Source organism: Bacteroides sp. AF32-8BH (genome assembly GCF_003435205.1).
GTDB lineage: Bacteria > Bacteroidota > Bacteroidia > Bacteroidales > Bacteroidaceae > Bacteroides > Bacteroides ovatus.
This window is the reverse complement of sequence record NZ_QVLZ01000011.1, coordinates 162,226-185,711: the sequence shown is the minus strand read 5'-3', so window position 1 is coordinate 185,711 and position 23,486 is coordinate 162,226. Positions and strand designations below refer to the sequence as shown.

Annotated in this window: 16 protein-coding genes and 6 tRNA genes; 14 read left to right on the top strand and 8 right to left on the bottom strand. The window is 42.8% G+C overall.

Annotated features, from left to right (window positions below; translation table 11 throughout):
- Positions 1-59 precede the first annotated feature (59 nt).
- The gene (locus DWZ47_RS10180; protein ID WP_074557026.1) at positions 60-617 is read right to left on the bottom strand and encodes an NAD(P)H-dependent oxidoreductase; all 558 of its coding nucleotides are present in this window, start codon (positions 615-617) and stop codon (positions 60-62) included.
- 175 nt (positions 618-792) lie between these two features.
- Between DWZ47_RS10180 and nspC the strand changes: the two genes are divergently transcribed.
- From nspC to nagA (DWZ47_RS10135), 9 genes are all read left to right on the top strand, one after another.
- Positions 793-1,932, top strand: coding sequence for a carboxynorspermidine decarboxylase (gene nspC / locus DWZ47_RS10175; RefSeq protein ID WP_004295718.1), 1,140 nt, complete (start codon positions 793-795; stop codon positions 1,930-1,932).
- A gap of 118 nt (positions 1,933-2,050) precedes the next feature.
- Positions 2,051-2,123, top strand: a tRNA-Gly gene (locus DWZ47_RS10170).
- 34 nt (positions 2,124-2,157) lie between these two features.
- A tRNA-Leu gene (locus DWZ47_RS10165) sits at positions 2,158-2,239 on the top strand.
- A 23-nt stretch (positions 2,240-2,262) separates the two neighbouring features.
- Positions 2,263-2,346: transfer RNA gene (locus DWZ47_RS10160), tRNA-Leu, on the top strand.
- A 19-nt stretch (positions 2,347-2,365) separates the two neighbouring features.
- Positions 2,366-2,438: transfer RNA gene (locus tag DWZ47_RS10155), tRNA-Gly, on the top strand.
- Between the two features lie 32 nt (positions 2,439-2,470).
- Positions 2,471-2,552, top strand: a tRNA-Leu gene (locus DWZ47_RS10150).
- Between the two features lie 37 nt (positions 2,553-2,589).
- A tRNA-Gly gene (locus tag DWZ47_RS10145) sits at positions 2,590-2,665 on the top strand.
- Positions 2,666-2,855: 190 nt separating this feature from the next.
- Positions 2,856-4,022, top strand: a complete 1,167-nt coding sequence (gene nagA / locus DWZ47_RS10140; protein WP_117512998.1) for an N-acetylglucosamine-6-phosphate deacetylase — start codon at positions 2,856-2,858, stop codon at positions 4,020-4,022.
- A 21-nt stretch (positions 4,023-4,043) separates the two neighbouring features.
- Entirely contained in the window at positions 4,044-5,219 is a 1,176-nt protein-coding gene (gene nagA / locus DWZ47_RS10135) for an N-acetylglucosamine-6-phosphate deacetylase (RefSeq protein ID WP_004303528.1), read from the top strand.
- Positions 5,220-5,460: 241 nt separating this feature from the next.
- Here the strand turns inward: nagA (DWZ47_RS10135) and DWZ47_RS10130 are convergent, their stop codons facing one another.
- Positions 5,461-5,823, bottom strand: a complete 363-nt coding sequence (locus DWZ47_RS10130) for a thioredoxin family protein (protein ID WP_008648088.1) — start codon at positions 5,821-5,823, stop codon at positions 5,461-5,463.
- Between the two features lie 236 nt (positions 5,824-6,059).
- On the opposite strand from DWZ47_RS10130, the gene DWZ47_RS10125 reads away from it, so the two are divergent.
- The 3 genes from DWZ47_RS10125 to DWZ47_RS10115 are packed head-to-tail and all read left to right on the top strand — an operon-like array spanning position 6,060 to position 11,582.
- Entirely contained in the window at positions 6,060-7,325 is a 1,266-nt protein-coding gene (locus DWZ47_RS10125) for a TolC family protein (RefSeq protein ID WP_004303527.1), read from the top strand.
- Between the two features lie 22 nt (positions 7,326-7,347).
- Positions 7,348-8,442, top strand: a complete 1,095-nt coding sequence (locus DWZ47_RS10120) for an efflux RND transporter periplasmic adaptor subunit (protein WP_117512996.1) — start codon at positions 7,348-7,350, stop codon at positions 8,440-8,442.
- 14 nt (positions 8,443-8,456) lie between these two features.
- Positions 8,457-11,582, top strand: a complete 3,126-nt coding sequence (locus DWZ47_RS10115) for an efflux RND transporter permease subunit (RefSeq protein WP_117512994.1) — start codon at positions 8,457-8,459, stop codon at positions 11,580-11,582.
- Between the two features lie 87 nt (positions 11,583-11,669).
- Here DWZ47_RS10115 and DWZ47_RS10110 read toward each other — a convergent pair whose 3' ends face one another.
- Together DWZ47_RS10110 and DWZ47_RS10105 are read right to left on the bottom strand one after the other, a co-directional pair.
- Entirely contained in the window at positions 11,670-13,001 is a 1,332-nt protein-coding gene (locus DWZ47_RS10110) for a sensor histidine kinase (RefSeq protein ID WP_004318085.1), read from the bottom strand.
- A gap of 23 nt (positions 13,002-13,024) precedes the next feature.
- Positions 13,025-13,699, bottom strand: a complete 675-nt coding sequence (locus tag DWZ47_RS10105; protein WP_004295726.1) for a response regulator transcription factor — start codon at positions 13,697-13,699, stop codon at positions 13,025-13,027.
- Positions 13,700-13,817: 118 nt separating this feature from the next.
- Here DWZ47_RS10105 and DWZ47_RS10100 point away from each other — a divergent pair, with 118 nt between their 5' ends.
- A complete protein-coding gene (locus DWZ47_RS10100; protein WP_004295727.1) occupies positions 13,818-15,827 on the top strand; it encodes a glycoside hydrolase family 97 protein in 2,010 nt (669 codons plus the stop codon).
- A 240-nt stretch (positions 15,828-16,067) separates the two neighbouring features.
- On the opposite strand, the gene DWZ47_RS10095 is transcribed toward DWZ47_RS10100, so the two are convergent.
- Together DWZ47_RS10095 and DWZ47_RS10090 are read right to left on the bottom strand one after the other, a co-directional pair.
- Positions 16,068-17,732 (bottom strand): long-chain fatty acid--CoA ligase, encoded by a 1,665-nt coding sequence (locus DWZ47_RS10095; protein WP_004295728.1) that lies wholly within the window; start codon positions 17,730-17,732, stop codon positions 16,068-16,070.
- Positions 17,733-18,013: 281 nt separating this feature from the next.
- Positions 18,014-19,480: a potassium/proton antiporter gene (locus tag DWZ47_RS10090; protein ID WP_004295729.1), complete on the bottom strand. Its 1,467-nt coding sequence runs from the start codon at positions 19,478-19,480 to the stop codon at positions 18,014-18,016.
- 166 nt (positions 19,481-19,646) lie between these two features.
- Here DWZ47_RS10090 and DWZ47_RS10085 point away from each other — a divergent pair, with 166 nt between their 5' ends.
- The gene (locus DWZ47_RS10085) at positions 19,647-20,831 is read left to right on the top strand and encodes a uracil-xanthine permease family protein (RefSeq protein WP_008777334.1); all 1,185 of its coding nucleotides are present in this window, start codon (positions 19,647-19,649) and stop codon (positions 20,829-20,831) included.
- 192 nt (positions 20,832-21,023) lie between these two features.
- Here the strand turns inward: DWZ47_RS10085 and hcp are convergent, their stop codons facing one another.
- Together hcp and DWZ47_RS10075 are read right to left on the bottom strand one after the other, a co-directional pair.
- Entirely contained in the window at positions 21,024-22,655 is a 1,632-nt protein-coding gene (hcp, locus tag DWZ47_RS10080; RefSeq protein WP_004295731.1) for a hydroxylamine reductase, read from the bottom strand.
- Between the two features lie 153 nt (positions 22,656-22,808).
- A complete protein-coding gene (locus DWZ47_RS10075) occupies positions 22,809-23,477 on the bottom strand; it encodes a Crp/Fnr family transcriptional regulator (RefSeq protein WP_004325775.1) in 669 nt (222 codons plus the stop codon).
- Positions 23,478-23,486: the final 9 nt, after the last annotated feature.

The window sequence follows — 23,486 nt, the reverse complement described above, 5'->3', positions numbered from 1 at the left end:
GGGCTTTGCGCATAAAAAAAGGCTGTGTCAGCGTTTTGACACAACCTCTTTTCATAGTCTTACCAATTATTTCCGGCGTTACTGCTATTGACCAGCATCTCTACCCGCTGTCTGTATGTATTTGCTCCTTCAGCGATATTCTTTCCCGCATCCGCTGTTCCCATTCCATAAACAACGATAGGAGTCTGCCACACCATACCTGAATGGATAGCACTGCCCTGATAAGGGCGTAAAAGTTCGTCCGTAGTGAAACCATTCCTTCCTCCGCTGCGGTAAGCATCGAATTCAGATCCGGTAGTTGTTACCACTGTCAGCGGTTTACCGGCGACTGCCGGAGTCTTGGATAGGAAAGTAAAGACTTCATCCTGCCATTTCTTTAGTAATGACGGTGCAGACATCCAATAGAAAGGAAACTGATAGATCACAGCAGAGGCATCAGAGATGATTTTACTCCATTCGTCTACATTGAAAGCGATGTCAGGCGATAATTCGTAAAGGTTGAATACGGCTACTCCTTCAATGTCACTAACGGCATCAATTAATGCTTTGTTTGCTTGAGATCCTTTCATGTTTGGATGTGCCAGCAGGATCACTACTTTTCTTAAATCTTTATTCATATTCAATCAGGTATTTAGGATGATATAACTACTTATAGATTATAAAGGTGTAAAAATAAGAAAAAGTTCGCGAAAACCAATATCTTAATTAAAAATAAAACAATCCCTCTTTGCTTTTGAATTTGTATTTTTGCATCCACGTTCGTAAGGCGTTATTTTAGATAATAATTTATATATGATAGATTTTAATCAGTTCCCTTCTCCTTGTTACATCATGGAAGAAGAGCTTTTAAGAAAGAACCTGTGTTTGATAAAAAGCGTGGCCGACAGGGCGGGAGTGGAGATTATTCTTGCTTTCAAGTCATTTGCCATGTGGCGCTCTTTCCCCATATTCCGTGAATATATAGATCATTCTACGGCAAGTTCGGTGTATGAAGCCCGTTTGGCATTGGAAGAGTTCGGCAGCAAGGCGCATACATATTCTCCTGCTTATACGGAACAGGATTTTCCGGAAATCATGCGTTGCAGCAGTCATATCACATTCAACTCAATGCAGCAGTTTGAACGCTTCTATCCGATGGTGGTTGCAGAAGGAAGTGGCATCTCTTGTGGTATCCGCGTAAATCCTGAATATTCGGAAGTGGAAACCGAACTTTATAATCCATGTGCACCCGGCACACGTTTTGGGATAACAGCCGATTTGTTGCCCGAAGCATTACCGCAAGGTATTGAAGGCTTTCATTGTCATTGTCACTGTGAATCTTCTTCTTATGAGCTGGAACGTACATTGGAACATCTTGAAGCTAAATTTGCCCATTGGTTTCCACAGATTAAATGGTTGAATCTGGGTGGTGGACACCTGATGACTCGTAAGGATTATGATACCGAACATTTGATAAGACTGTTGCAAGGATTAAAAGCACGCTATCCTCATTTGCGCATTATCCTGGAGCCCGGTTCGGCCTTTACCTGGCAGACGGGAGTGCTGACTTCCGAAGTGGTGGATATTGTGGAAAGTCGTGGTATCAAGACGGCTATTTTGAATGTTAGTTTCACTTGCCACATGCCGGATTGTCTGGAGATGCCATATCAACCTGCCGTGCGTGGTGCAGAGATGGGAAATGAAGGAAAATATATTTATCGTCTCGGAGGAAATTCCTGTTTGAGCGGTGATTATATGGGACTGTGGAGCTTCGATCACGAGTTGCAAATCGGAGAGCGTATCGTGTTCGAAGATATGATTCATTATACGATGGTCAAGACAAATATGTTTAACGGAATTCATCATCCTGCCATTGCCATTTGGACAAAAGAGGGGAAAGCTGAAATATACAAGCAATTTTCTTATGAAGATTATCGTGACCGAATGAGTTGATAATCAAAATGATTGTTTTGCGGTAGGTGCAAAGTGAACAGATTTCTGTGAAAAAAGTAGGCAGAATGTTTGCATGTTTACGGAAAATCCCTACCTTTGCAACCGCAAACGAAAAAATGCGGAAATAGCTCAGTTGGTAGAGCATAACCTTGCCAAGGTTAGGGTCGCGAGTTCGAGTCTCGTTTTCCGCTCATGTTTCTTTGAAATGTTGGAACAATAATCTTTGCCCAGGTGGCGGAATTGGTAGACGCGCACGTTTCAGGTGCGTGTGTCGAGAGGCATGCAGGTTCGAGTCCTGTTCTGGGCACAAAGGTTAAACTTTAAAATTATGGAGAGGTGGCGGAATTGGTAGACGCGCTACTTTGAGGTGGTAGTGACAGAAATGTTGTGGGAGTTCGAGTCTCCTCCTCTTCACAGTTTATGAAAGTGAAATGCGGAAATAGCTCAGTTGGTAGAGCATAACCTTGCCAAGGTTAGGGTCGCGAGTTCGAGTCTCGTTTTCCGCTCTTGTTTCTTTGAAATAATGGAACTAAGTTTTGCCCAGGTGGCGGAATTGGTAGACGCGCACGTTTCAGGTGCGTGTGTCGAGAGGCATGCAGGTTCGAGTCCTGTTCTGGGCACCCATCTTTCAGATTTCTGAATGACGAAATTTAGTTTGCGGAAATAGCTCAGTTGGTAGAGCATAACCTTGCCAAGGTTAGGGTCGCGAGTTCGAGTCTCGTTTTCCGCTCCATATAGAGATAAGGTTGTCAGTCGATAAGATTGGCAACCTTTTTTTGTATAATATTGGAAGTTTACCGGACGATTGTATCGATAGATTGAACGGAAAAGCGTAATTTTGCAGATGAAAAATCAATGTACTCCCCCCAAAAAAGAGCGTCATTGATTCACACAGACCTTTAATTAATTTAACTATTTGTGATATGTTAACACAGATTATTAATGCACGCATCCTCACCCCGCAAGGCTGGTTGAAGGATGGGTCAGTTCTTATTCGTGACAATAAAATTCTGGAAGTAACCAATTGTGACCTTGCAATTATCGGAGCCAAACTGATTGATGCCAAAGGAATGTATATTGTTCCGGGAGGTGTAGAAATCCATGTTCACGGTGGCGGTGGAAGAGACTTTATGGAAGGCACGGAAGAGGCTTTCCGGACAGCAATCAAAGCTCATATGCAGCATGGCACTACCAGTATTTTTCCTAGTCTTTCTTCTTCTACCATTCCAATGATCCGTGCCGCTGCGGAAACTACTGAAAAAATGATGGCGGAGCCTAATAGCCCTGTGCTCGGACTTCATCTGGAAGGACATTATTTCAATATGGCGATGGCAGGTGGACAGATTCCCGAAAATATCAAAGATCCCGATCCCGAAGAATATATTCCGTTGCTGGAAGAAACTCATTGTATCAAACGTTGGGATGCCGCACCGGAACTTCCCGGAGCCATGCAATTTGGTAAATATATCACAGCGAAAGGGGTATTGGCTTCGGTAGGACATACCCAGGCCGAATTTGAGGATATACAGACAGCCTATGAGGCGGGATATACGCATGCCACTCATTTTTATAATGCAATGCCGGGATTCCATAAACGAAAAGAGTACAAGTATGAAGGTACGGTAGAAAGTATTTATTTGATTGATGATATGACAGTGGAAGTGGTGGCAGACGGTATTCATGTGCCTCCAACAATCTTGCGTCTTGTCTATAAGATAAAAGGAGTGGAGCGTACTTGTCTGATAACGGATGCGTTGGCTTGTGCCGCCAGTGATAGTCAGGTTGCTTTTGATCCGCGTGTGATTATCGAGGATGGAGTCTGTAAGTTGGCAGACCATTCAGCACTGGCGGGAAGTATTGCAACGATGGATCGGCTGATTCGTACCATGGTGCAGAAGGCGGAAATACCTTTGGAGGATGCCGTGAGAATGGCCTCCGAGACTCCTGCCCGGATTATGGGAGTGCTCGACCGTAAAGGAACGCTGGAGCGTGGTAAGGATGCTGATATGATTGCTTTAGACAGAGACTTGAATGTGAGAGCTGTATGGGCGATGGGAGAACTGGTGGAAGGCACCAATAAACTGTTTTAAATCTAATAAATAACGAAAACTATGTTGACTCAAATAATAAATGGAAGAATATTGACCCCGCAAGGCTGGTTGAAAGATGGTTCCGTATTGATTTGTGATGGAAAAATATTAGAGGTAACCAACAGTGATTTGGCGGTTATCGGTGCAACGGTTATTGATGCCAGAGGGATGACGATTGTGCCCGGATTTGTAAGTATGCATGCACATGGAGGTGGCGGACATGATTATACGGAAGCAACGGAAGAAGCATTCCGCACGGCAACTACTGCACATCTGAAACATGGTGCTACCGGGATATTTCCTACATTATCATCTACCTCGTTCGAAAGAATCTACCAGGCAGTTGATGTCTGTGAAAACCTGATGAAAGAGAAGGATTCTCCTGTTCTTGGCCTGCATATCGAAGGTCCTTACTTGAATCCGAAGATGGCGGGAACACAGTATGACGGTTTTCTGAAAACTCCGGATGAAAATGAATATATTCCTTTATTGGCGCGTACGTCTTGTATCAGACGTTGGGATATTAGTCCCGAACTGCCCGGTGCACATGATTTTGCAAAGTATACCCGTTCGAAAGGAATTATGACTGCTGTTACACATACCGAAGCCGAATATGATGAAATTAAAGCTGCATTTGCTGTAGGATTTTCTCACGCCGCTCATTTCTATAATGCGATGCCGGGTTTCCATAAACGCCGTGAATATAAATATGAGGGTACAGTGGAAAGTGTGTATCTGACGGATGGAATGACCGTGGAAGTGATTGCGGATGGTATTCACTTGCCTGCCACTATCCTGAAACTAGTTTATAAGTTGAAAGGCGTGGAGAATACCTGTCTTGTTACCGATGCTTTGGCGTATGCCGCTTATGAAGGGAATGAACCGATTGATCCTCGTTATATCATAGAGGATGGCGTATGCAAGATGGCGGATCATTCTGCGTTGGCTGGTAGTTTGGCTACGATGGATGTGTTGGTTCGCACCATGGTGAAGAAAGCCAATATTCCTTTGGAAGATGCTGTGCGTATGGCTTCTGAAACTCCTGCCCGTTTAATTGGAGTGAGTGACCGGAAAGGGGCGTTGGCAAAGGGAAAGGATGCCGATATTGTGATTCTTGATAAGGAGTTGAATGTACGATGTGTATGGTCGATGGGAAAGATTGTTCCGGGAACTGATATTCTGTTGCATAAAGAATAGTTGAAATAATCTCCAAAGAGGAGGGTCATAATGAATAATAAAACGCAGATTAACGCAAATTATCGCAGAAATAATTTTATAAGTCATTGATTAATATATCAATATAAATGAAATAATCTGCGATAATTTGCGTTAATCTGCGTTTTGACACACTCCCTATTATAAAAGCCAATGTTCTGTATGATATCAAAAGTCCGGCAGTTTATCATCATCAGAAGTATCCCGGACTTTTAATGTATTTTTATTCTGAAAGTAAACTGGTTTCTATCAGTTCTTTCAATTGGTTTTTATTCATTGTACCTAATTTCGTTGTCGGTTTGCCGTTCAGCGGGCAAAGTAGCAGGTTGGGAATGGTGCGGATTTTAAATGCACTTTCCAATTCCGGTTCCTGATCGACGTCTACTTTATAAATATCTAATTTCCCTTCGTATTCTTTAGCCAGTTGGTCTAATATAGGCGATAACGCTTTGCAATAGACGCACCACGGGGCATGAAAATCGACCAGGCAAGGTTTATTCCCTTTGAAGTTCCAGTTATCAGGATAAGATTGATAATCAGCTACCTTCTCTACAAAACTATCTTTGGTTAAATCTATTATTTTCATATATTCTATATTTAATGGTTCATTTCATTTTCTCTACTGCAAAGATAGGGGAGTTGGGATAAAAGAAGGATAGCCATTTTTCCTGTTGTGTTTACAATTCTTCCTTCTATGGCTGTTTTCTAATCAAATTCTAATCTGATATGAGAGGCTTATAATGGCTTTTTCCCGTCTCTCCGGCTATAGAATTGTAATTTTGCCGCAACAACTACAATAAGGTAATAAAGATAAATATAGTAATGAACAGAGTATTTCTAATTTCTTTTTTTCTTCTGCTGACAGGAGGAATATGCGCGCAACAGGCTACCACAGGAGTATTAACGCTGAAAGAGGCGGAACAACGTTTTCTGGAACGTAACTTATCGCTGATAGCCGAACGGTACAACATTGATATGGCACAGGCACAAGTGCTGCAAGCCAAATTATTTGAGAATCCGGTAATCTCGTTAGAACAGAATGTTTATAACCGCCTGAACGGAAAGTATTTTGATTTTGGTAAGGAGGGCGAAATGGTTGTGGGGATTGAACAGGTAATTCGTCTTGCCGGACAAAGGAATAAGCAGGTGAAACTGGAAAAAATCAACAAGGAAATAGCAGAATATCAGTTTGAAGAGGTGATGAGAACACTTCGTCAGGAGCTGAATGAGAAGTTTGTACAAGTCTATTTTCTCTCGAAATCCATATCCATTTATGAGAAGGAAGTGAATTCTCTGCAAGAGTTACTTGCCGGAATGAAACTGCAACAGGAGAAAGGAAATATTTCATTGATGGAAATGTCCCGTCTGGAATCTATGTTGTTCTCTTTGAAGAAAGAGAAGAATGAACGGGAAAACGAGTTGTTAACCCTTAGAGGGGAACTTAATGTCTTGTTAAATCTTCCGGGAGACACGATGGTTGAGTTATCACTGGATGAAGAGGTGTTGAAGCAATTGGATTTGTCTCAACTATCGTTCGCCGACTTGAAAGCGATGGTGAATGAACGGCCGGATCTCAAGATTGCCCGGAGTACGGTCAGTGCTTCCCGTGCAAATCTGAAATTGCAAAAATCAATGGCATTTCCGGAATTTTCGGTGAATGGTAGTTATGACCGTGCCGGAAACTTTATCAATAACTATTTTGCAATAGGAGTGAGCCTGTCAGTGCCTATTTTCAACCGCAACCAGGGAAATGTTAAAGCTGCCCGTTTTAGTATCCAGCAGGCAGGAGCGGAACAGGAAAATGCGGCTAATCGTGCAGATATGGAGCTTTATACCGCTTATGCTTCACTGGATAAAGCAGTTCAGCTTTATCAATCTACCAATATGGAACTGGAACGTAACTTTGAAAAATTGATTGCGGGAGTGAATGAAAACTTTAAGAAACGAAATATCAGTTTATTGGAGTTTATCGATTACTATGACAGCTATAAAGAAACTTGTATTCAGTTGCATGAAATAAAGAAAGATGTTTTTCTAGCGATGGAAAACCTGAATACAACTATCGGACAAACTATATTGAACTACTAATATTCATAAATTATCAAAGACTATGAACTGGAATAAATTCCTTCCTTGCATATTGCTTACTACCGTATTGGGAGCATGCTCCGGTAAAGGAGAACAAACGAGTGTTGAACCGGCTGCTTTATGCCTGACAGATAGCTTATTGAGGATTGTATCTGTCGATACGGTTCACGTTCAAGAGGTGATTGACGAACTGACATTAAACGGGCGGGTCACTTTTAATGAGAATCAGGTGGCACATGTATATCCGATGTTTGGAGGTACGGTAACGGAACTGAAGGCTGAAATAGGAGACTTTGTTCGTAAGGGAGATGTGTTGGCAGTCATCCGCAGTGGAGAAGTGGCAGATTATGAAAAGCAATTGAAGGAGGCGGAACAACAATTATTGCTGGCACGCAGAAATATGGATGCTACGCAGGATATGTATGCTTCCGGGATGGCTTCGGATAAAGATGTACTTCAGGCGAAGCAGGAGTTGATAAGTGCCGAAGCCGAAGAAAGAAGAATAAAGGATGTTTTCTCTATTTATAATTTCTCCGGAAATGCTTATTATCAGCTGAAATCTCCCGTTTCGGGGTTTATTGTGGAGAAACAAATCAGCAGGGATATGCAGTTGCGTCCGGATCAGAGTGAAGAACTGTTCACGATTTCGGGGTTGTCAGACGTATGGGTGATGGCGGATGTGTATGAAAGCGATATCAGTAAGGTTTCCGAAGGTGCCTCCGTACGCATTTCTACGTTGGCTTATCCGGATAAGATGTTTGCCGGTACGATTGATAAGGTGTATCATTTGTTGAATAGTGAAAGTAAAACGATGAATGTCCGTATCAAATTGAAGAATGAAGAATATTTATTGAAACCGGGGATGTTTACGAATGTAAGTGTGAAATGTAAAGCGGATGGAACTTCCATGCCTCGTATCGATGCTCATGCACTGGTATTTGAAGGAGGAAAGAATTATGTGGTCGTGGTGGAGCCGGATCAACGTTTGCAGGTGAAAGAGGTGGATGTGTACAAGCAGTTGAGCAAGGAGTGCTATATCCGTTCGGGACTTTCCGAGGGAGACAGAGTGCTGAATAATAATGTATTGTTGGTATATAATGCGTTGAATGCAGATTAAAAACAGAAAATAGTATGCACAAATTCATAGATAATATAGTGGCTTTCTCGCTGAAAAATAAATTCTTTATTTTCTTCTGTACAGCGATTGCCGTTATAGCCGGAGCTGTTTCCTTTAAACATACTCCGATAGATGCTTTCCCGGATGTGACAAATACGAAAGTGACGATTATCACGCAATGGTCGGGGCGTAGTGCCGAAGAGGTAGAGAAGTTTATCACCATTCCTGTTGAGATTGCGATGAATCCCGTTCAGAAGAAAACGGATATTCGTTCCACCACTCTTTTCGGGCTTTCTGTCATCAATGTAATGTTTGAAGATCGTGTCGATGATTTCACAGCACGTCAACAGGTATATAATTTATTGAATGATGCCGACCTTCCGGACGGGGTAACTCCGGAAGTACAACCTCTGTATGGACCGACGGGAGAAATATTCCGTTATACGCTTCGTAGTGACAAGCGCAGTGTGCGGGAACTGAAAACGATTCAGGATTGGGTGATTGAACGTAATCTCCGTTCAGTATCCGGCGTAGCGGATATTGTGAGCTTCGGCGGAGAGGTGAAGACGTTTGAGGTAAGTGTGAATCCTCACCAGTTGATTAATTATGGCATTACCTCTTTGGAACTGTATGATGCGATAGCTAAAAGTAATATCAATGTAGGAGGAGATGTTATCACTAAAAGTTCGCAAGCTTATGTGGTTCGTGGAATCGGTTTGATTAACGATCTGGATGAATTGAGAAATATCGTAGTGAAAAACATCAATGGCACTCCGATTCTGGTGAAGAATCTTGCCGATGTACACGAATCCTGTCTGCCTCGTTTGGGACAAGTGGGCCGAATGGATGAAAATGATGTTGTACAGGGGATTGTAGTCATGCGGAAAGGAGAGAATCCGGGTGAGGTGATTGCAAACCTGAAAGATAAAATAGAAGACTTGAATCAGAATGTGCTTCCGAAAGATGTGAAGATAGTGGCATTCTATGACCGGGAGGACTTGGTGAATCTGGCGGTAAAGACTGTGACGCATAACCTGATTGAAGGAATATTATTGGTTACGTTTATTGTATTGATCTTTATGGCAGATTGGCGGACTACCGTGATTGTTGCTGTCGTTATCCCATTAGCCCTTTTGTTCGCATTTATCTGTTTACGGGTGATGGGAATGTCCGCCAATCTGCTTTCTATGGGAGCCATAGACTTCGGTATTATTATTGACGGGGCTGTGGTGATGGTGGAAGGAGTGTTTGTGGCTTTGGACAAGAAAGCGAGGGAAGTGGGGATGCCGGCTTTTAATGTGATGTCTAAAATGGGCTTGATCCGTCACACGGCAAAAGACAAGGCAAAAGCGGTTTTCTTCTCCAAATTGATTATCATCACTGCATTGATTCCTATCTTCTCTTTCCAGAAGGTAGAAGGAAAGATGTTCTCTCCTTTGGCATACACGTTGGGCTTTGCACTGTTGGGAGCTTTGATCTTTACATTGACATTGGTTCCGGTGATGTCTTCCATGTTACTGAAAAAGAATGTTCGTGAGAAAAATAACCGTTTTGTCCATTTTATCAATGTGAAGTGTTCGGCTCTTTTTGATTTATTCTATGCGCACAGGAAGCTGACTATCGGAATGGCAACCGTAATAGCAGGTGTCGGATTATGGCTTTTCTCTTTCCTGGGTACGGAGTTCCTTCCGCAGTTGAATGAGGGATCTATCTATATTCGTGCTACCTTGCCACAGAGCATTTCGTTGGATGAATCGGTGACTCTTGCCAATAAAATGAGAAAGAAACTATTAACGTTTCCGGAAGTGCGGCAAGTGCTGTCGCAAACCGGACGACCGAATGACGGTACAGATGCTACCGGATTCTATAATATCGAGTTCCACGTTGATATTTATCCCGAAAAGGAATGGGAGAGTAAGTTGACAAAACTGGAACTGATTGATAAGATGCAGGATGATTTATCCATTTATCCCGGTATTGACTTCAATTTCTCACAACCGATTACCGATAATGTGGAGGAAGCAGCTTCCGGTGTGAAAGGATCTATTGCGGTGAAAGTGTTTGGTAAAGATTTGTATGAGTCGGAGAAATATGCGGTTCAGATAGAGAAAATCCTGGGTACGGTTCAAGGGATTGAAGACTTGGGTGTGATTCGGAACATCGGTCAGCCGGAGCTTCGTATAGAGTTGAATGAACGCCAATTGGCGCGTTATGGTGTTGCTAAGGAAGATGTGCAATCAATTATCGAAATGGCTATTGGCGGAAAATCGGCTTCACTGTTGTATGAGGATGAGCGGAAGTTTAATATCATGGTAAGATACAGCGAACAATTCCGTCAGAATGAAGAGGAGATAGGTAAGATATTGGTTCCGGCGATGGATGGAACGATGGTACCTATCAAAGAATTGGCAGATATAACGACGATTACGGGACCGTTATTGATATTCCGTGATAATCACGCTCGTTTCTGTGCGGTGAAATTCTCGGTGAGAGGTCGTGATATGGGTACGGCAGTTGCCGAGGCGCAGAAAAAGGTGAATGCTTCCGTACATCTGCCGGCAGGCTATTCGCTGAAATGGACGGGCGATTTTGAGAACCAGCAACGTGCCACGAAACGTCTGGCACAGGTTGTCCCTATCAGTATTGCTATCATTTTTATCATCCTGTTTATTCTATTCTCTAATGCGCGGGATGCGGGACTGGTATTGCTGAATGTACCGTTTGCTGCCGTGGGTGGTATTGTGGCTCTTCTGATAACGCAGTTCAACTTCTCCATTTCTGCCGGTATCGGTTTTATTGCCTTGTTTGGTATTTGTATTCAGAACGGGGTGATTATGATTTCCGATATAAAGGCGAATCTAAAATTCGGCTCGCCTTTGGAGAAAGCCACTAAGGAAGGAGTGCGCTCGCGTATCCGCCCTGTGATTATGACAGCGGCAATGGCAGCTATCGGTTTGATGCCCGCTGCCATGAGTCATGGAATTGGTTCGGAATCACAACGTCCGTTGGCGATTGTCATTATCGGCGGATTGATAGGAGCGACTTTCTTTGCCTTGTTTGTCTTTCCTCTTATCGTAGAAATGGTATATGAACGAATGTTATATGATAAAAACGGAAAGTTATTGCAAAGACGTATTTAGTTCATTTCTATTCTGTGGAAAAAACGTTCATAGATTAAATTTGTAGTTTTCAGTAGGTAGAGAGAGAAAGGGATAAAAGAAGGGTGATTAAAAAATCACCCGTACTTTTGTTCCTTTTTCTATTTCTGAAGATATATCCAGCTTTGCATGATAAGCAGAAATGATTTTCAGGGTCAGGCTAAGTCCGATGCCTTGTCCGGCATAGTCCCGGGTATTACTGCCCCGATAGAAAGACTGGAATATGTGTTCTATTTCTTCTTGTGGAATACCGATTCCCCGGTCTTCTATATCAAGAATGACTTGTTGTTGCTCCCGGTAGAGAGTCACATTTACTTCTTTATCAGAGTATTTGCAGGCGTTATCTATTATATTTTTTAATGCTATCTTCAACAGATACGGATTGGCTTTTACAGTCATCTGCCGGTCTGTCTCTTCCAAATGAAGATGGATTCTTTCATCGGAAGCTGTCAACTCTTTTAATATATCAGCCAGAATAATCTCTTCAATATTGTTTTTCAGGAGTTCTTCTTCTTGTCGTGAAAGAAAAAGAAGATGCCGGATCAGACTGGATAACCGTTTGCTTTCTGAAGAAATTCGTTGAAGGGATTCAATGTATTCTCCCGTGCTTCTTTCTTTCAGCAGACTGATTTCACATTCTCCCTGAATGGCAGTAATCGGATTGTTCAACTCATGTGAAGCATGACTGACAAAGGACTTTTCTGCCTTGAATGCACTGTCCAAACGGTCGAGCATACTATTTAATGTCTTTATCATGTCCTCCAGTTCGTCATTATTGCCAGTAGTCTTTAATCGGCGGTTCAGACTGTTGGCACGTATTCTTTTCAATTCCTTTAGTATGTGTTGCAGGGGAACCAGAATACGGCCGGAATATATTTTTCCGATAAAAAAGATCAGGACGGAACTGGCTAAGATGAGAAATATGGAAAGCAACAATAAGTGTTCCTTGATTTCTGTTCCGTAGGCATTCCGGGACATGACGAGTACGATAAAGTTGCCTTCATTATCCGGATAATAAAGGGCGGCTCCCAGTTGATCCTTATATTTGAAGGAGAAAGGGATGCTGTCCTGTCCTGCCAGCAGAAGAGCCTGCTGGTGTTGCGTGAGGTATTTATTCAGTGTATCACGTACTTCGGAAAGACTGTCCATATTTAAAAGAATCTCATGGGCTTCAGGCAGGAGTTCGTCATATTTGCGCTGGATAATCTGGTAGCTCTGTTCGTCTACTTCATCTTTTTCCCAATGCTTCTGTGCGGTCAGGTAGGCTTTTTCACGCAGGTAAGAAGCATAGAGCTTATTGATGTACTGCGTACTGAAAATATAAAATACAGCAATGATAATGACAGTAGTCAACACACTGATTAACGTATAGAAAAGAGCTATTTTGGAACCTATTTTCATAGCCGGGATTAGTGTTGGTGAGTTTAAGTATTCATGATATATCCTAATCCTACGACTGTATGGATCAGCTTTTTATCAAAGTCACGATCAATCTTTACCCGGAGATAGTTTACGTAAACATCTACGATATTGGTATTGGTATCAAAATTCTTGTCCCATACATCTTTGAGCAGAGTGATACGTGAGAGGGCAACCCCTTGATGAGTCATGAAATATTCGAGCAGGCGGTATTCTTTAACAGTAAGGTCGATGTCTATGTCACCCCTTTTGGCTTTTCGGGTATTGCAGTCCAATATCAGGTTATCGCAAGTCAATAGATTGGAAGGGACTTCTTTGTTGCGTCTCAACAGGGCTTTGATGCGTGCTTCCAGTTCCTGGAAACTAAAAGGTTTGACGAGATAATCATCTGCTCCCGCATCCAGTCCTTTGACGATGTCTTCGGTTGTTCCTAAAGCTGTCAGCATGATTACCGGGATTTGATACCCGAACATTTGGCGATAAAGTCGGCAAAGCTCCAAACCATTTATTTTAGGCATGATAATGTCCAGTATTAAAAGGTCGAAAGGTTCGTCCTGAAGGATTTTCCAACCCGTATTCCCGTCATGGCAGACGGTTACCGAATGCCCGAATTCTTTTAATCCCCGTTCGATGAAAGAGGCGATATTAATTTCATCTTCAACCAATAGTATCTTTGCCATAATTCAGATTGTTTATGTGCAAAGATACTTTTTTCCTGGCATCCGGAGAAAGAAATCCGCCCTACATTTAAGTGTTTCTTCTTTTTGAGTTGTACTATATACAAACAATAGATATGCTATGAAAATAAATTATGTCATTGGAGCTTTTCTGTGTGTGCTGGGATGTTACGGGTGTAGCAGTCCGAAAACAGAAGTGAAATCGCCGGACGGTCATATCAAAATGGCTTTAACAGTAGACGACAACGGCAAACCGCTGTATAACGTTTTAGTAGGTGACTCATTGTTGATTGAAAATTCGACATTGGGATTTACGGAGAAAAACGGTATCGATCTGGGCGGAGGATTTCAGATAAAAAACACGACTTTCGACAGTAAAGATGAAACATGGACGCAACCATGGGGTGAAAATAAAACCAATAGAAATCATTATAATGAGATGGCGGTAAATTTGGTCAATAAAGATCAGGTGGAGTTAACTCTCCGTTTCCGTGTGTTTGATGATGGGGTAGGGTTCCGTTATGAATATAATGTGCCCGCAGCGGATTCCCTATTGATTACGGATGAACTGACAACTTTCCGTTTTCGCCAAGACGGTACATCATGGTCCATTCCTGCCAGTGCCGAAACTTATGAATTGCTTTATGCGCAACGTCCCATTTCCGAGGTGGAGACAGCCAATACTCCTTTCACTTTTAAAACTGCCGATGGTGTCTACGGAAGTATTCATGAAGCGGCATTGTACGATTTCTCGGAAATGACTTTGAAGCAGGCAGGAAACTATACGTTGAAAGCTGAACTTGCTCCATGGCCTGATGGTGTGAAAGTGCGTAAAGGTAATCATTTCACTACTTCCTGGCGTACTATTCAGATTGTTCCGGATGCCGTTAGTCTGATTAATTCGGCTATGATTTTAAATCTGAATGAACCAAGTAAAATAGAAACGACCGATTGGATTCGTCCGATGAAATATGTAGGTGTATGGTGGGGGATGCATCTCGGCGTAGAAACCTGGAAGATGGATGAACGTCATGGAGCCACTACTGTCAATGCCAAGAAATACATTGATTTTGCCGCTGCCAATCAGATTGAAGGCGTTTTGTTTGAAGGTTGGAATGAAGGCTGGGAAAGCTGGGGTGGTATGCAAAACTTTGACTTTACGAAACCGTATGCTGACTTTGACATTGATGAAGTGGTTCGTTATGCAAAGGAAAAAGGAGTTGAAGTTATCGGCCATCACGAGACCGGAGGGAATATTCCCAACTATGAGCGCCAGATGGATCATGCTATGCAATGGTACACAGACCACGGTATCCATGTCCTTAAGACAGGATATGCGGGAGCTTTCCCGAATGGTTATCTTCATCACAGCCAATATGGGGTCAACCACTATCAGAAAGTGGTGGAAACAGCTGCCCGTCACAAAATGACGCTGGATGCGCACGAACCTATTAAAGATACCGGTATCCGTCGTACATGGCCTAATATGATGACACGTGAAGGAGTGAGAGGGATGGAATGGAATGCATGGAGCGAAGGAAATCCTCCGTCTCATCATGTCATGTTGCCGTTCACCCGTATGCTGTCCGGTCCGCTGGATTATACACCGGGTACGTTTGATATTTTGTTTCTGAACACCAAAGATTCTCCCCGTCGCCAGAAATGGAACGATCAGGATAAAGGAAACAGCCGTGTGAATACAACATTGGCGAAACAGCTTGCTAACTGGGTGATTTTGTATTCTCCCTTGCAGATGGCATCTGATATGATTGAAAATTATGAAGGCCATCCGGCTTTCCAGTTCTTCCGCGATTTCGATCCGGATTGTGACGAATCGAAAGCATTGGCAGGAGAACCGGGGGAATTTGTAGCCATCGTGCGTAAAGCAAAAGGCAACTATTTCTTGGGAGCGGCAACGAACGAGAAACCCCGTACACTGGAAATAAAACTGGATTTCCTGGAACCGGGCAAACAGTATAAAGCTGTCATCTATGCGGATGGAGAGAATGCGGATTGGAAATCAAATCCTACGGATTACCGGATAACGGAACAAACGGTTACTTCTGAAAATACGTTGAACATACGAATGGCTGCCGGAGGCGGACAGGCTATTTCATTTATGGCACTTTAAAAAGATCGATTGATTATAAAGTTAGACTGTTAATAATGGAAATAGGATTCGTTTTTAGGTAGGAAGATAGAAAAATAGGTAGTATAAATAAAGTTAGTTAGAGGTTAGAAAAAACGGTGGACAGTGTTGAGGCTGTTCACCGTTTTTATTATTAAGCATGTTCTCATTATCAGTTTATATAATCCGTGCCTAATACTATGAGAATTATTGCAAGGATACTCATTGTGTTATCCGGGATAATTATCCCTTCGCTTCCTGATACATAAAGCGCTTGATTGACTTTTTCGCAGTCTTTTCAAATTCTTCAAAATGGATTTTAATCTTGCTTATTTGAGAATAGTTAGGAAGCTGTTGATTCAATTCGATACGGTTTTGCTCCATTACTTTCTGAATATCCGTCTGCTGCAATCCATGAGCGAAAGCATCGTCGAAATCCGGGTAGATCAGGGCTACCAGTTTTTCGTGCTGTAAGACGATCAGTGACTCCGAAACATACGGCATGTTGTTCAGCTTGCTTTCAATTTCTTCGGGATAGATATTCTGTCCGCTAGAGGTGAGAAGCAGGTTCTTACTACGTCCGCGGACTGTCACATAACCCTCTTCATCCAACGTACCGAGGTCACCGGTATGCAGCCAACCGTTAGCATCAATAATTTGCGCCGTAGCTTCCGGATTTTTATAATATCCCAGCATCATATTCATTCCTCTGCATACGATTTCTCCGGCATGTGTTTTCGGGTCCGGTGAGTCAATACGGACTTCCATTCGGCTGGTTGCCTTTCCGCAGGAAGCAAGTTTCAGTGTTTCCCAACGGCTGGAACAAATAATCGGACCACATTCCGTCATACCGTAAGCGATGGTGTAGGGGAACCCTATCTTTTTAAGGAAAGCCTCTACTTCCGCATTGAAAGGAGCACCTCCGATAATAATCTCGTCAAAGTTTCCACCGAAGATTTCCATGGCAGCCTGTCGTGCCAGCGATTTGATTTTATCGTTCACAATAGGCACTTTCAGCAATAACTTGCCGATTTTGCTGTCTACTTTAGGAAGAATATCTTTCTTGATAATCTTTTCCACAATCAACGGTACACAAGAAATCACTTTGGGTTTGATTTCGGAGAAAGATTGGGAAATGATTTTTGGAGACGGCATACGCGTCAGGAAATAGATGTGTGCACCTGCAGAGAATCCGTAAAGGAAATCATATACCATACCGAACACGTGTCCCATAGGCAACATGGAAACGATATGATCTCCCGGTTTAACGGGAAGCATTTCGAAGCAATAAGCCACGTTTGACCAAAGACTGCGATAGGGGAGCATCACTCCTTTAGAGTAACCCGTGGTACCGGAAGTATAGTTGATGATAGCCAGTTCTTCCGGACGATCTTTCCGGTAACAAATATGTTCCGGTCGAAAGTTCTTGGGATACTGTTGACCGTAAATAGCGTTCCGGTGTTCAAAAGCGTAAGTGAGTTTTTCGTTCCGGGACACTAATGCCGAGAAATCAGCCAGCGAAGCGATGCCCTCTAACAAAGGCATGGCATCTTCATTCAGGTTCTCCCATGCCTGGTCGCCGACGAAAAGTAATTTGGCTTCGGAATGGTTGACGATATTATGAATATTATCTGCCTTGAATTCATGCAAAATGGGAACAATAACAGCTCCGTAAGTGATAGTCGCCAGGAAAGTAACTGCCCAGTGAGCACTGTTACGTCCGCAAACGGCTATTTTATCTCCCGGCTGGATGCCGGCACTCTCCAAGACGATGTGAAATTTAGCGATTTTACGCGCTACATCCTTATATTGGAGGGTAATTCCTTTATAGTCAGTTAAGGCATCTTTGTCCCAGTTTTTGATGATGCTTTGCTCAATATAATCAATGAACTGATGTTCTTGTTCCATTCGATTTTTGCACATTTAGTTTAAAACTGCGCAAAATTAATACTTCGTAGATGTAAACCGAATTTTAAATTCAAGTTTTACGGTTAATTAACGGAGGGGGAGCGAACAATTTTATCAGCCGGATAAAGGTCATTCGTGTTTCTTCCTTAGAACTAGTTCATTGGCCTATATAAAACATTTCGTCTCCACGCATGAAGATGAAACGAATGTCTTGCCAAGGCAAGAGGTTCCATGCGTGGAGACGAATCAGTTATAGTGTACTGAATAACTCTTTTCAGATGTTATTCTGAATCAGTATCTTCTTCTTTGGATTTTTCGGAAATAAGTAATAGTTTATCTCCTTCGTGCAGTTTCAGTGTTCCGTTGGGAATCAGGAACTCATCTCCGCGCTTCACGATCATTACCAGCGTGCCTTTCGGAAGATTCATATCTTTCAATGTGTCTGCTTCTTCCAGCATACTTTTGGTGATAGTCATGTCACTAAGATCAGAGTCTATTTCTTCCGGAAGTTCCACTCCGAAGTCGTTACCGGTTTTTTCCAGCGGTTTGGAAAGATTCAAAATCCGGGCGACGAAAGAAATGGTTGTTCCCTGTACGACCAATGAGACAATGGTAATAAAGAATACAATGTTGAAAATGAGGTTCGAACCTTCTACGCCCGCCACTACCGGATAGGTAGCAAAGATGATAGGAACTGCACCGCGTAATCCTACCCAAGATACGAAAATACGTGATTTCATCGTGATTTTCCGGAATGGAAGCAGACAAAGGAACACGCTTAACGGGCGCCCGATAATAATCATGAAAACACCAATCAACAATGCCACGGCAGCTACTTCGAGCATTTCGTGCGGGTTGACAAGCAATCCCAGGCAAAGGAACATGATGATTTGCGACAACCAGGTCAGTCCGTCCATAAAGGTGTAGATATCCTTACGGTGCATGATTTTATTGTTTCCCACCATGATACCGGCGATATATACGGCAAGGTATCCGTTACCTTTCAGTAAGTCGGTGATGGAGAAAGTGAAAAACACAAATGCCAGTAATAAGATGGGATACAAGGCTTGATTATCAATATTGAGCTTATTTAACATCCGGATAGCTAGCTTTCCAAGTACATATCCGGCAGCCGCGCCGACGATAAACTGGATGACGAAAGAGCCTACGATAGCTCCGACTCCCATACCTGACGATTGAATAAACTGTATCAGGACAATGGTAAGCATATAGGCCATCGGGTCATTACTTCCGCTCTCCAGTTCCAGCATGGGACGAAGGTTGTGTTTCAAGTTCATCTTCTGTGAACGGAGAATGGCGAACACCGAAGCCGAATCCGTAGATGACATGGTGGAGGCCAAAAGCAGGGAAGTAGTGATAGGTAAATAAATATTTGACCAGCTCATACCTGATATCCACCAGATAAAGAGTCCGGTGAAAAGAGCTGTAAGTAGTACTCCGACAGTGGAAAGCACGATACCGGGACCTAGAATAGGTTTGATTTCTCTGAATTTCGTATCCATACCTCCCGAGAAAAGGATAATACTAAGGGCCACCATACCGATAAATTGGGCGTCTTTCGCGTCGTGGAACTGCAGGCCGAGGCCGTCACTTCCAAACAACATTCCTACTACGAGGAACAATAATAAGGTAGGTACTCCAAAGCGGTATCCGGTTTTTCCAACAACGATGCTGACGAAAAGTAAGATAGAACCGATAAGTAGGGTGTTTTCTGCTGTAAATATCATAGGCAATATATTATAAAGTTATAAAATTGTCGTATTAATTCTCACCGTGCGAAGTTACACATTATTAACAACAAATAAAAACTCTTTTTGGATGTATTTTTGTGAAAAAAGGGAGTTAAATTGTCTAAAAAGACTAATTTTGCAAAGAATAATCTACATTATACTTATGGATTCAAATAATCTTACACCTTTGAGGAAAGGGGTGGTGGGGGTACAATTCTTGTTTGTAGCTTTCGGTGCTACGGTACTCGTACCGTTATTGGTAGGGCTTGACCCTTCTACAGCTCTGTTTACAGCAGGTATTGGTACGCTTATCTTTCATGCGGTTACGCGTGGAAAGGTTCCTGTCTTTCTGGGGAGTAGTTTCGCATTTATTGCGCCTATCATTAAAGCGACAGAACTTTATGGGTTGCCCGGCACCTTATCCGGCATGGTTGGAGTAGCATTAGTTTACTTTGTGATGAGTGCGCTTGTCAAATGGCAGGGAGTGAGGGTGATTGAGCGGCTGTTTCCTCCTGTTGTCATAGGACCTGTCATCATTCTGATAGGTTTGTCACTGGCGGGAACAGGAGTGAATATGGCAAAAGAGAACTGGGTACTGGCACTGCTTTCGTTGGTTACCGCAGTCGTTGTTTCAATGAAAGCCAAAGGGCTTTTGAAACTGATTCCTATCTTCTGTGGAATTGTAGTAGGGTATCTGGCTGCATGGCTTTTCTACGATTTGGATTTGTCCGGTGTCAGGGATGCTGCCTGGATTGGATTGCCGCAGTTTGTCTTTCCTAAATTCTCATGGGAACCTGTGTTGTTTATGATTCCGGTAGCCATTGCTCCGGTGATAGAACATATTGGTGATATTTATGTCGTTAATACGGTCACCGGAAAAGATTTCGTGAAAGATCCGGGGTTGCACCGCACCTTATTGGGTGATGGTCTGGCCTGTTTCTGTGCCGGATTGCTGGGTGGGCCTCCTGTGACTACCTATTCGGAAGTGACAGGAGCCATGTCACTGACAAAGATTACTAATCCGCAAGTGATCCGAATAGCTGCCATTTCCGCTATCTTATTCTCCGTTATCGGTAAAATCAGTGCATTATTAAGATCCATTCCAAGTGCGGTACTGGGCGGCATCATGTTATTGCTTTTCGGAACGATTGCTTGTGCGGGTATTGGTAATCTTGTGAATAATTGCATTGATTTGAGCCGTACCAGAAATATAATCATTGTATCTTTGACACTGACTGTCGGCATTGGTGGCGCTGCTTTTAATTGGGGCGATTTTTCATTGTCCGGCATTGGACTGGCAGCTTTGGTGGGAGTAGTTCTCAATTTAATATTACCCAGAGAGGATTGAAATTCTATTCAAAAAAAACATCCACTATGCGGGAGTAAATGCAGGACTCCTGATTAAGCAGGAGTCCTCCTAATATAGAAAAAAAGATAGTGACGGTATGGTTGTTGTATACCGTCACTATCCTTATCAAATACCGTCACTATTTTGTAGAAGAGAATCTGCTTGTAAAATACCCTTCTGTTTCCTTATCATTTATGATAGAAACTTCACAATATCTTCATCCACTGTACTGATACCTCCGATCCCGAATTGTTCGATCAATACGTTCCTGACATTCGGTGAAAGGAAAGCGGGAAGTGTAGGACCCAAATGAATGTGTTTCACTCCCAAAGCCAGTAATGCCAATAAAACAATGACCGCCTTTTGTTCGTACCAAGCGATGTTGTATACGATAGGCAACTGATTCACATCATCCAATCCGAAGATTTCTTTCAGTTTTAAAGCGATGACGGCCAATGAGTAACTGTCGTTACATTGTCCTGCATCCAACACTCTCGGAATGCCGTTGATATCACCTAAAGCCAGTTTATTATATCTGTACTTGGCACAACCGGCAGTAAGAATCACGGTGTCACCAGGTAATTTTTGAGCAAATTCCGTATAGTATTCACGGCTCTTCATACGTCCGTCGCATCCTGCCATTACAAAGAATTTACGGATAGCTCCGCTTTTCACGGCGTCCACCACTTTATCTGCCAGGGCTGTCACCTGTGCATGAGCGAATCCTCCGATAATCGTTCCGTTTTCAATGGCTACCGGTGGCTGACATTGTTTAGCATGAGCAATCAGTGCAGAAAAATCTTTCGGTTTTCCGTCTTTACGTTCGGGGATGTAATGTGCCCCGTCCAAGCCGCAGGCTCCTGTGATGTAAATACGATCCTTGTAGCTGGCATTTGCACGTGGCGGAACGATACAGTTACTTGTGAACAAGATAGGACCGTTGAAACTTTCAAATTCCTCTTTCTGCTTCCACCAGGCGTTTCCGTAGTTTCCTGCCAGATGCTTGTACTTCTTTAGTTGAGGATAATAATGTGCAGGCAACATTTCGCTGTGAGTATATACATCTACTCCTGTACCCTCTGTTTGTTCCAATAACTCTTCCAGGTCTTTCAAGTCATGTCCGCTGATTAATATACCCGGATTATTGCGTACACCGAGACTCACTTGTGAGATTTCCGGATTTCCGTAGCTGCTGGTATTCGCTTTATCCAGCTGTGCCATTGCCGATACTCCATACTTTCCTGTTTCCAAAGTCAGCTGAACCAGTTCTTCCACTGTAATATCATTGCGGGTCAGTTCAGACAAGGCATGTTGCATGAAAGCAAATATTTCCGGTGACTCGTAGCCCAGGTTATGCGCATGCTCTACGTAGGCAGCCATTCCTTTCAGGCCATAGTGTACAAGTTCTTTCAGTGAGCGGATATCCTCGTTGGGAGTGCGAAGCACACCGACCGTTTTTGATTTCTCTTCAAACTCATCTTCGTTTCCATCCCAAAGACATTCGTCAGGAGCATTTTCGATCTTTATCTTGTTGCCAAGTTCTTTTTTCAGTTTCAGTCCTTCTTTGATTTTTTCAGTGATAGCCACTTTATCAAAATTGGCGTTGGTGATGGTAATGAACAAAGCATCATAGATAAATTTGTCTGCTTGTTCGGAAGGATGTCCATCTTTACGCAGATGTTCGTTGTAGACAGCAATTCCACGTACTACGAAGAGTAGTAAGTCTTGCAGGTTAGCCACTTCAGACGTTTTACCGCACACACCTTTCAAGGTACAACCGGTACCCATTGCGGTTTCTTGACATTGATAACAGAACATACTCATAACTTTTACGTTTTTAATTAGTCCAATATTTTATTTATTGAACGCAAAAGTAGAGGAAAAGTTTCAGGTGATTCTGTAACCAATGTTACAACAATGAATATTTTTTATCTAAAACACTCATTATTCGATTCATAAATCTTTAAACTGCTCCTATTATTGAATAAGCCGTACCAGTTGTTCTTTCTGTAAAATAGTGATATGCTTGCGATCGGCTATCAATAATCCATCTTCCTGCATGTGCGCCAGTTCACGGGCGAGGGAAGGACGGGATACTCCGAAATAATCACTCAATTCCTGTTGTGAACGGTCGAGGGTGATATGCGTCTGTTGTTGCTGTTTGTATAATCGGAGCAAGTACGAAGCAAGTTTCTGACGAATCGTTTTAAACGACATAAAGAAAAGCTTATCCGATAAAGTCCGTGCATAATTGGCAGAAAGATTCATATAGTTTTCCAAAAACTGCTCGTTCTTACGGAATAAACTCAATACACTTGATTTAGGAAGTTCGATAACCTCTGTCGGTTCGTTGGCAGTCACTTCCACCGGATAGCGGTTCTCCTCACCGAACAGAAACAGAGGGGCAATCGCTCTTGGAGCAGCGATGTCTTCCACTTTGATAAGACGTCCCGAATAATCAATCATCTCTCCACGCACGCTTCCTTTGGTCAGGATGACGAGGCGATTGCACACAGCTCCTTGTTGAGCCAGGATTTCCCCTTTCTTATAAGAACGTGTATGGAAACTGATCTCTTCCAGATCGGCAAAAAGTCTTTCCGGAGTGATCCCCCGGAATAAGGGATTGTTGACGAGTGCAGGTATCATATATCAATA